Genomic DNA, 9,739 nt, shown 5'->3' with positions numbered 1-9,739 from the left:
GACCTCCCCGCCGCGCGGGCCCTCGCCGCGGCGCACGGGCTGCCGGTCACGCGCGAGCTGTGGCAGATGGCCCTCGACCCGCTGACCCCGCCGGCCGCGCCGCCGCGCGCGCTCCCGGACGGCGTCGTCGTGCGCGCGTTCGAGCCCGGCCGGGACGAGGACGCGTGGGTCGCCCTGAACGCCCGGGCGTTCGCGTCCCACCCCGAGCAGGGCCGCCTCACGCGGGCCGACCTCGCGGACCGGATGGCCGAGGACTGGTTCGACCCGGCGGGGCTGCTGCTCGCGGAGCAGGACGGGCGGCTGCTGGCGTCCGGCTGGACGAAGGTGCCCGCCCCCGCGCCGGGCGCCCCCCTGGAGGGCGAGGTGTACGCCCTGGGCGTGGACCCCGACGCGCAGGGCCGCGGGCTCGGCGCCGCGCTGACCGCCCGGATGCTCGCCCACCTCGCGGACCGGGGCGTCGCCCGGGTCGTGCTGTACACCGAGGGCGACAACCACCCGGCGATCCGGGTGTACCGCGCGGCGGGCTTCGAGCGGTCCGCCGTGGACGTCGTGCACCGCCTGACCTGACCCCGCCGGCTGCTGCCCGCACCCGCGGGTCAGGTCTCGGTCACCCACGAGACACGTCCGGGTGCCAGGATGTGGCGATGAGCGACGCGACCTCTTCCGACGGCACCACCCCGGCCCGGCCGCGCCGGGCCACGACGTCGACCTCCGGCCGGTCGGCCACGACGACGCGGCGCACGACCCGCGCGTCCGCCACCGCCGCCGAGGAGCCGACGACGACCGCTCCCGTCCCCGCGTCGGCGCCGCGCACCCGGCCGCTGGCCCCGGAGCTCGCCGCGCACATCGCGGAGCACATCGCCCCCGGCGACGCCGAGAACGAGGTCGTCGAGGCCGAGCCGCTGCCCGCCGACCGGTTCCTGGACCGGGAGATCAGCTGGCTCGCGTTCAACGAGCGGGTCCTCCAGCTCGCCGAGGACCCGACGCAGCCGCTGCTGGAGCGCGTCCGCTACCTGGCGATCTTCGCGTCCAACCTGGACGAGTTCTTCATGGTCCGGGTCGCGGGCCTCAAGCGGCGCATCGCGACGGGCCTGGCCGTCACGGCCGCGTCCGGCCTCAGCCCGCGCCAGGTGCTCGAGGCGATCAGCGTGCGCGCGCACGACCTGTCCGCCCGGCACGCCCGCGTGTTCGCGGACGAGCTGCAGCCCGAGCTCGCGTCCCAGGGCATCACGCTCGTGCGCTGGGAGGAGCTCGGCGAGGCCGAGCAGGACCGGCTGCGCAAGTACTTCCGCAAGCAGATCTTCCCCGTGCTCACCCCGCTCGCGGTGGACCCGGCGCACCCGTTCCCGTACATCTCCGGCCTGTCGCTCAACCTGGCCGTGGTGGTCGTGAACCCGGCGACCGGCAAGGAGCACTTCGCGCGCGTCAAGGTGCCGCCGCTGCTGCCCCGGTACATCGCGGTGGACGGCCGCGGGCGGCCGAGCGCGGCGACGTCGCAGGCGCCGACCGACCAGGGGCCGATGTCGTTCGTCCCGGTCGAGGACGTCATCGCCCAGCACCTCGACCAGCTGTTCCCCGGCATGGAGGTGCGCGAGCACCACACCTTCCGCGTCACCCGCAACGAGGACGTGGAGGTCGAGGAGGACGACGCCGAGAACCTGCTCCAGGCGATGGAGAAGGAGCTGCTGCGCCGCAAGTTCGGCCCGCCGGTGCGCCTGGAGATCGCGGACTCGATCACGCCGCGCATCCGCCAGCTGCTGGTGCGCGAGCTCGACGTCATCGAGGACGAGGTCTACGAGCTGCCCGCGCCGCTGGACCACACGGGCCTGAACGTCATCGCCGACCTGGACCGCGCGGACCTGCAGTACCCGCGGTTCGTGCCGACGACCCACCGGTTCCTCGCCGAGGTGGAGAGCGCGACGCCGACGGACGTGTTCGCCGCGATCCGCGCGCGCGACATCCTGCTGCACCACCCGTACGACTCGTTCTCGACGTCGGTGCAGACCTTCCTGGAGCAGGCCGCGCACGACCCGAAGGTCCTCGCGATCAAGCAGACGCTCTACCGCACGTCGGGCGACTCCCCCATCGTGGACGCCCTGATCGACGCCGCCGAGGCGGGCAAGCAGGTGCTCGCCCTGGTGGAGATCAAGGCGCGGTTCGACGAGCAGGCCAACATCGAGTGGGCCCGCAAGCTCGAGCAGGCGGGCGTGCACGTCGTCTACGGCATCGTCGGCCTGAAGACGCACGCCAAGCTCTCGCTGGTGGTCCGGCAGGAGTCGGACGGCCTGCGGCGCTACTGCCACGTCGGCACCGGCAACTACAACCCGAAGACGGCGCGCATCTACACCGACCTCGGGCTGCTGACCTGCGACCCCGACGTCGGGCAGGACCTCACGCGGCTGTTCAACCAGCTGTCCGGGTACGCCCCGAAGTCGCGGTTCCACCGGCTGCTGGTCGCGCCGCGCTCCGTGCGCTCGGGCCTGGTCGCCCGGATCGACCGCGAGGCGCAGGCCGCGCGCGAGGGCCGGCCGTCGTGGATCAAGATCAAGGTCAACTCGATGGTCGACGAGGAGACGATCGACGCCCTGTACCGCGCCTCCCAGGCGGGCGTGCCGGTCGACCTGTGCGTCCGCGGCATCTGCGCCGTCCGCCCCGGGGTGCCGGGGCTGTCCGAGACCATCCGGGTGCGCTCGATCCTCGGCCGGTTCCTGGAGCACGCGCGGATCTTCGCGTTCGCCGCCGACGAGGGCGTGACCAAGGAGGTCGCGGACGCCGGGCGCGACGACACCGGCGACCGGCTGCCCGGCCCCGAGGTCTACATCGGCTCGGCCGACCTCATGCACCGCAACCTGGACCGCCGGGTCGAGGCCCTGGTGCGGCTGGCCGACCCCGACCAGGTGGCCGAGCTGGTCGACCTCATGGACACCTCGATGTCCGACACCACCTCGTCCTGGCACCTCGGGCCGGACGGCGTGTGGACGCGGCACGCCCAGGGCGACGAGGGCCCGCTGCGCGACCTGCAGTCGGCGCTGATCTACCGCCAGCGCCGGCAGCGGGGCGCGACCCGGTGAGCACCGACACCGCCGCGCGCACCGTCGTCGAGGCGGCGGGCGCCCTGGTCTGGCGGGTCCGCCAGGGCCGCCTGCAGGTGCTGCTGGTGCACCGGCCCCGGTACAAGGACTGGTCCTGGCCCAAGGGCAAGCTCGAGCCCGGCGAGCACGTCATCACGGCGGCCGTGCGCGAGGTCGAGGAGGAGGTCGGTCTGGAGGTCGTCCTCGGCCGCCCGCTGCCGGGCCTGGAGTACACGCTGTCCGACGGCCGCCCCAAGCGGGTGCACTACTGGGCGGCGCAGGTCGCGGGCCGCCCCGACCGGCCCGCCGTGCACGCCCGGCCGCCCGCCGCGCGCGCCTCGACGGACGAGATCGACGAGACCCGCTGGATGGACGTCGAGGAGGCCGAGCGCCGCCTGAGCCGGGAGGCCGACAAGGACCCCCTCGCCGCCCTCGTCACCGCGCACGCCAAGGGCCGCCTGGACACCCGGGCGGTGGTCGTCGTGCGGCACGGCCGCGCCCGCCGCCGTGCGACCTGGGACCACGGCGAGGCCACCCGCCCGCTGACGGACACCGGCACGCGCCAGGCGCGGGCGCTGGTGCCGCTGCTCTCGGCGTTCGGGGTGGCGCAGGTGGTGACGAGCCCGTGGGCCCGCTGCCGCGACACCGTCGCCCCGTACACCACCGCCGCGGGCCTGGAGCCCATCGACGACGAGCCGCTGACCGAGGCCCGGCACGAGGAGGGTCCGGAGCACGCCGCCGCGACCGTCGCGGAGCTGCTGCGCACCGGGACCGACCTGGCGCTGTGCACGCACCGCCCGGTGCTGCCGACCGTGCTCGACGTGATCACGCAGTACACCCGGGCGCGCGTCCGGCCCGACCTGCCGGAGTCCGACCCGTTCCTCAAGCCCGGGCAGATCCTGGTCTGCCACGTCACCGGCGCGCCGGGCGACCCCTGCGTCGAGGCCGTGGAGACCCACACGCCGCTGCCCTGAGCGGGTGCGGGGCGCGCGGCTAGCGCCCGCTGCCGGCGAGGGTGGTGTCGACCTCGGCACCGCGGGTCATGACGATGCAGCGCACCGAGCGGTCGCCCTGGTCCCAGGTGTCCTCGGTGGGGTGCAGGAACGTCACCTCGAGGTCGGTGCCGTCGTAGGCGCGGCCGACGAAGTCCACGAACTGGTCGGCGCAGAACTCCTGGGCGTGCACGGCGACGTCGTCGCGGTCCTCGGCGCCGAGGACCTCGGTCTGCGCGTACACCTCGCCGTCGTGCGGCTCGTCGCAGCGCACGGTCCGCAGGGTCTCCTCGTCGGCGGCCGCGGACAGCAGCCCGTCCATGTCCAGGCAGTCTCCGGCCTGGATCGCGGGGACGTAGGGGCGGGCCGGCACGGTGGTCGCGGTGCCCGCGGCCGGGCCCTCGGAGGCGTCGGCGGAGGTGCAGGCGCCGAGCGCGAGGAGCACCGTCCCGGCGAGCACCGTCGACGCGACGGCGGACCAGCGGGGGACCAGGCTCTTCGGACTCACGGGGCACGAGCCAACCCGACAAATCGGGCAGTGTCCAGTCGCCCGCCCGGGGGCGGCCCCGGGCGGGCGACCGGACGCCGTCCTCAGAGGCCGGTGCCCCGCATGCTCCCGGTGACGGGCTCGTCCATGGCGATGCCGATGCACTGGATGCCCCGGTCGCCCATGCTCCAGGACTGCTCCTGGGGGTACAGGTAGTAGATCTCGACGCGCGACGTCTCGTACGCCTGGCCGACGAAGGGCTCGAACTCGTCGTAGCAGAACTGCTCGACCTGCGTCATGAGGTCGGCCGGGATCTTCTCGCCCTCGAGCTCCTTCTCCGCGTACACCTCGCCGTCGTGCGGCTGGTCGCAGGGCACGGTCGGCAGGGTCTCGACCTCGGTCTCGACCGTCGAGGTGGTGTTCTCGCCGCTCATGTCGAGGCAGTCGCCCACGGCGATATCGAAGACGGTGGCCTCGGCGGAGGCGGTGATCTCGCCGGTGGCCTCGTCGCGCTGGGCGGGCTTCGTGGTGCCGCACGCGGCGAGGGACAGGGCGGTCGCGCCGGCGAGCACAACGGCCGCACAGCGGGTCATCAGGTTCTTCGCAGTCACGAGGGATGAGCAAACCGGACATACAGGATCGTTGTCCAGGGCAACGCCCGTTCGGGAACGTTCGGAGGGCAGAAGCCGCCCGAACGGCCCAGCGGCTCCCGTCAGACGAACGTGCGCAGCACCAGGTAGACCACGGCTCCCACGAGCGCCGCCGCCGGGATGGTCAGCACCCACGCGGCGCCGATGCTCTTCGCGACGCCCCAGCGCACCGCCGACAGCCGCTTGGTGGCGCCGACACCCATGATCGCCGAGGTGATCGTGTGCGTGGTCGACACCGGCGCGTGCAGCCAGTACGCGTTGACGTACAGCACCACGGCCGACACGGACTCCGCGACGAAGCCGCGCGCCGGGTCCAGCTCGATGATCTTGCGGCCCAGCGTGCGCATGATGCGCCACCCGCCCGAGTACGTGCCCAGCGAGATGGCCGTGGCGGCGGCGAGCTTGACCCACAGCGGGATGCTGTCGCCGTCGTGGAAGCCGCCGGCGACCAGCGCGAGCACGATGACACCCATCGTCTTCTGCGCGTCCTGCAGGCCGTGCCCCAGCGCCATCGCCGCCGCGGACGCCGTCTGCGCGATCCGGAACCGCCGCTGCGCGGGCGCGGGCGACGCCTTCCGGACCAGCCAGAGCACCCCGACCATGACGCCGTACGCGAGCCCGAAGCCCACCAGCGGCGAGATCACCATCGGGAGCACGACCTTCTCCAGGATCGCGTCCCAGTGCACCGTGATGCTGGAGGCGACGCCGACGCCGGCGAGCCCGCCGATCAGCGCGTGCGTCGACGACGACGGCAGGCCGAACCACCAGGTGATGAGGTTCCAGGTGATCGCGCCGATCAGCGCCGACAGGACGATGACCAGACCCTCGTGGGACCCCACGTCGCCGATCTGGATGATGTCGTGCGCGATGGTCGTCGCGACGTGCGTGCCCAGCAGCGCACCCACGAGGTTGAACACCGCCGCCATGATGAGCGCCGCGCGCGGCGTCAGCGCCCGCGTCGACACCGAGGTGGCGATGGCGTTCGCGGCGTCGTGGAAGCCGTTGGTGTAGTCGAAGCCGAGCGCGAACGCGACGACGACGATGACGAGCGCGAGTTCCACCGGGACTCAGGACTCCTTGAGCGCGATGGTCTCGACCATGTTGGCCACCCGCTCGAAGCCGTCCGCGGCGTCCTCGAGCTTCTCGACGACCTCCTTGAGCTTCATCAGCAGGATCGGGTCGGTGATCTCGTCGAACATCTGCGCGAGCAGCTTGCGGTGCGACTTGTCCGCCTGGTTCTCGAGGCGGTTGACCTCGACCCAGTACTCCGACAGCGACTCCATCGACCGCAGCCGGGGCATCGCCTCGGCCGTGAGCTCCGCGGAGCGCTGCAGCACCTGGACCTGGTCGGAGACCCGGGCGGGCAGCTCGTCGAGCTTGTACAGCACGATGAGGTCCGCGGCCTCCTCCATGTCGTCCATGCAGTCGTCCAGCGCCGACGCGAGACCGGAGATGTCGTCCCGGTCGAACGGCGTCACGAACGTCTGGTTCAGGCGCCGCATGATCGTGTGGGTCGCCTCGTCGGCGAGGTGCTCGACCTCGTTGATCTGCTTGGCGATGGCCTTGCGCGCGGCGCGGTCGGCGCCCAGCAGCTCGGCCAGGAGGTTCGCCCCCGTCACCAGGTGCGCCGCCGAGGCGGCCAGCAGGTCGAAGAACGAGGTATCGCGCGGGGTGAGGCGCAGGCGCACGGCAGGGCTCCGGCAGGAGAAGGGCTTGGTCGTCCACAGGCTAGGGCAGACGTCGGGTGAACTCACAACCCCTGAGGTGAACCGGACCTGAACCGGCGGTGACTCACAGGTGACGGCCAGGTGACGCGAGGGTGCGTCGCGGCGGGGGCCGACGGCGGTGGACGACGTCGCCGCGGACCCGGCGATCGGGGCCGGTGCGCCCCGCGCGTCGCGTGATCACGCGGAAACGGGGCGAGGACGCCGGACCGGGAGCGCCTCTCGGCGCGCGGCCGCTCGAAGCGGCTTGAGATGGAGCCCGGGGCTACCGCGGCCCGGCGTCGCTCACCATTCTACGCCGCCCCGGGTCGGAGGTCCTGGGCCACAGGGTGAGCATCGCCACGTCCGCCGGTCCCCCGCACGCCCGTCCGGGTGGCTACTCCAGGCTGCCGGACCGCCACAGCGCCGCCGCGTGCTCCAGCTCCTCGGCCGTGCGCAGCAGCGACCCGGCGCTGCGCGTCAGCCGGGCCGACGCGTCCCCGGGCGCGAGGTCCAGGTGGTCCGCGTCGAACGCCGCCCCCGTCGCCAGCACCCGGCAGAACGCCCCGCCGCGCTCCAGCGTCACCGCCAGGTCGCCCGTCCACACACCCGACAGCACCTGGTCCAGCAGCACCCGCAGCTCCTCGGGCCCGGGCGGGCTGACCACGCCCACGACCACGTGCTGCACCGGCGCGGCCTCCAGGCCCAGCCGGTACCGGTCCGCCAGCGTCTGCGGGTCCCGGCGCACCCACTCCCGCAGCACGTACAGCCGCCACAGCGTCCCCGGCAGCGTCGTCGCCGGGCTGTCCGACCACAGCGCCGCCACCACGTCCAGGCCCTCGGTCTCCACCAGGCGCACCAGCCGCTGCACCAGCGCCGGGTCGCCCTCCCCCGCCGACCGGCCGCCGTGCACGATCGCCGCCGCCGTCGTGTGTGCGACCTGCGAGCGCAGCGCCGGGTCCATGTCGCCCGGCAGCGCGTCGGCGTCCCGCGGGTCGAGCATCGCGGGACGGCGGAAGCGGGGGCGGCGGGCGGGGCCGTGGGAGCCGTGGTCGGACGTCACCCCCCGATTCTGCGCCGTCCCCACGGGCGGCGTCGCCTCCGGGCGCCTCGCCGCGCGCGCCGGTGCGCAGGGGGTTACCGTGCCTGCCGCACGTCTCCCCCGGCGCTCCGGGTGCGCGATGTGCCGCGCAGGTGAAAGGTGGGGAACGCCTCGACCGGCGCCCGACGACGTGCTCCGGCCGCAGGTGGACCCCGCAGGGTTGATCAGCACAACGAGGAGAACGTCATGGCTGCGAGCAGCGTCCCCGCGACGGGCAGGCACCCGTCGCACAACAAGGCCATCGGGCTCGCCGTCGCCGCCGCGGTCGGCGGGTTCCTGTTCGGCTTCGACTCGTCCGTCATCAACGGCGCCGTCGACGCCATCGAGGGCCAGTTCTCGCTGTCCTCGACCGTCACCGGGCTCGTCGTCGCCGTCGCCCTGCTGGGCTGCGCGTTCGGCGCCTGGGCCGGTGGGCGCCTCGCCGACCGCTGGGGCCGCACCCGCGTCATGGTGCTCGGCGCCGTGCTGTTCTTCGTCTCCTCGATCCTGTCCGCCATCGCGTTCAGCGCCTGGGACCTCATCATCTGGCGCGTCATGGCCGGCGTCGGCATCGGCATCGCCTCCGTCATCGCCCCCGCCTACATCGCCGAGATCGCGCCCGCCGCGCTGCGCGGCCGCCTCGGCTCGCTGCAGCAGCTCGCCATCACCCTCGGCATCTTCGCCGCCCTGCTCTCCGACCAGCTGCTGGCCGAGACCGCGGGCGGCGCCGCCGAGGAGCTCTGGCTGGGCTGGGAGGCGTGGCGGTGGATGTTCCTCGTCGCCGTCGTCCCCGCCGCGATCTACGGGATCCTCGCGCTGCGCATCCCCGAGTCGCCCCGCTACCTCGTCTCCATGGGCCGGCACGACGAGGCGGTCGCCGTCCTCGAGCGCGTGCTCGGCGCCGACGAGGACCCGCGCGAGCGCGTCGCCCAGATCGAGAAGGGCATCGAGAAGGACAAGGACGTCGCCGAGAAGTCCAGCCTGCGCGGGCCCCGGTTCGGCCTGCTGCCCGTCGTCTGGGTCGGCATCCTGCTGTCCGTCTTCCAGCAGTTCGTCGGCATCAACGTGATCTTCTACTACTCCACGACGCTGTGGCAGGCCGTCGGGTTCGACGAGAGCCAGTCCTTCCTCGTCTCCACCATCACGGCTGTCACCAACGTCGCCGTCACGTTCATCGCCATCGCGCTCATCGACAAGGTCGGCCGCCGGCCCATCCTGCTCACCGGCTCCGCGGGCATGACGATCTCGCTGGCCGTCATGGCCATCGCCTTCACCCAGGCGTCTGGCAGCGGCGAGGACGTCTCCCTGCCCGGGTCGTGGGGCCCCGTCGCCCTCGTCGCCGCGAACGCGTTCGTCGTCTTCTTCGGCGCCTCCTGGGGCCCGCTCGTCTGGGTGCTGCTCGGCGAGATGTTCCCCAACCGCATCCGCGCCGCCGCGCTCGGCGTCGCCGCCGCCGCCCAGTGGATCGCGAACTTCCTCATCACCGTCACCTTCCCGCCCATGCTCGACGCGTTCGGCGCCACCGGCCCGTACCTCATGTACGCCGTCTTCGCGGGCCTCTCGTTCGTGTTCGTGCTCGGCAAGGTGCCCGAGACCAAGGGCGTCGAGCTCGAGGACATGGACGACCTCCCCGCCGCGCGGCCCCGCCGCACCCGCGCCTGACCCGCGCACTTGCCCTCGACCGAGCCCCTCGCGGAAACTTCGCGGGGGGCTCGGCCGTTCATTTGACCGAGACCGACGCCTCGAGAGGACTGA

9 protein-coding genes are annotated in these 9,739 nt (G+C 73.3%); 4 read left to right on the top strand and 5 right to left on the bottom strand.

Annotated elements, in window-relative coordinates:
• The 3 genes from mshD to EBM89_RS08560 form a co-directional block, all read left to right on the top strand.
• A partial coding sequence (gene mshD, locus EBM89_RS08570) for a mycothiol synthase (RefSeq protein WP_122149021.1) occupies nucleotides 1–567 on the top strand: 567 nt, incomplete at its 5' end.
• A 77-nt stretch (nucleotides 568–644) separates the two neighbouring features.
• Entirely contained in the window at nucleotides 645–3,071 is a 2,427-nt protein-coding gene (locus EBM89_RS08565) for an RNA degradosome polyphosphate kinase (RefSeq protein WP_122149020.1), read from the top strand.
• Nucleotides 3,068–4,045 carry an NUDIX hydrolase gene (locus EBM89_RS08560; RefSeq protein WP_122149019.1) on the top strand — a complete coding sequence of 326 codons (978 nt, stop codon included), beginning with the start codon at nucleotides 3,068–3,070 and terminating at the stop codon, nucleotides 4,043–4,045. The genes EBM89_RS08565 and EBM89_RS08560 overlap by 4 nt, the downstream gene beginning before the upstream one ends.
• Before the next feature lie 19 nt (nucleotides 4,046–4,064).
• On the opposite strand, the gene EBM89_RS08555 is transcribed toward EBM89_RS08560, so the two are convergent.
• The 5 genes from EBM89_RS08555 to EBM89_RS08535 form a co-directional block, all read right to left on the bottom strand.
• Entirely contained in the window at nucleotides 4,065–4,571 is a 507-nt protein-coding gene (locus tag EBM89_RS08555) for a septum formation family protein (RefSeq protein ID WP_122149018.1), read from the bottom strand.
• A gap of 83 nt (nucleotides 4,572–4,654) precedes the next feature.
• Nucleotides 4,655–5,143 carry a septum formation family protein gene (locus EBM89_RS08550; protein ID WP_147463492.1) on the bottom strand — a complete coding sequence of 163 codons (489 nt, stop codon included), beginning with the start codon at nucleotides 5,141–5,143 and terminating at the stop codon, nucleotides 4,655–4,657.
• A gap of 119 nt (nucleotides 5,144–5,262) precedes the next feature.
• On the bottom strand, nucleotides 5,263–6,261 hold the full coding sequence (locus EBM89_RS08545; protein ID WP_122149016.1) for an inorganic phosphate transporter: 999 nt from the start codon (nucleotides 6,259–6,261) through the stop codon (nucleotides 5,263–5,265).
• Nucleotides 6,262–6,267: 6 nt separating this feature from the next.
• Nucleotides 6,268–6,888 (bottom strand): DUF47 domain-containing protein, encoded by a 621-nt coding sequence (locus EBM89_RS08540; protein WP_122149015.1) that lies wholly within the window; start codon nucleotides 6,886–6,888, stop codon nucleotides 6,268–6,270.
• A gap of 412 nt (nucleotides 6,889–7,300) precedes the next feature.
• Complete coding sequence (locus EBM89_RS08535; RefSeq protein ID WP_122149028.1) at nucleotides 7,301–7,906, bottom strand: hypothetical protein; 606 nt, start codon at nucleotides 7,904–7,906, stop codon at nucleotides 7,301–7,303.
• Between the two features lie 285 nt (nucleotides 7,907–8,191).
• Between EBM89_RS08535 and EBM89_RS08530 the strand changes: the two genes are divergently transcribed.
• Nucleotides 8,192–9,646: a sugar porter family MFS transporter gene (locus EBM89_RS08530; RefSeq protein ID WP_122149014.1), complete on the top strand. Its 1,455-nt coding sequence runs from the start codon at nucleotides 8,192–8,194 to the stop codon at nucleotides 9,644–9,646.
• Nucleotides 9,647–9,739 lie beyond the last annotated feature (93 nt).

The sequence above is a fragment of the Cellulomonas triticagri genome (assembly GCF_003696205.1).
In the GTDB taxonomy this organism is placed as follows: Bacteria; Actinomycetota; Actinomycetes; order Actinomycetales; family Cellulomonadaceae; genus Cellulomonas; species Cellulomonas triticagri.
The sequence above is the reverse complement of the archived record's forward strand: the minus strand, read 5'-3'. Positions and strand labels throughout refer to the sequence as shown.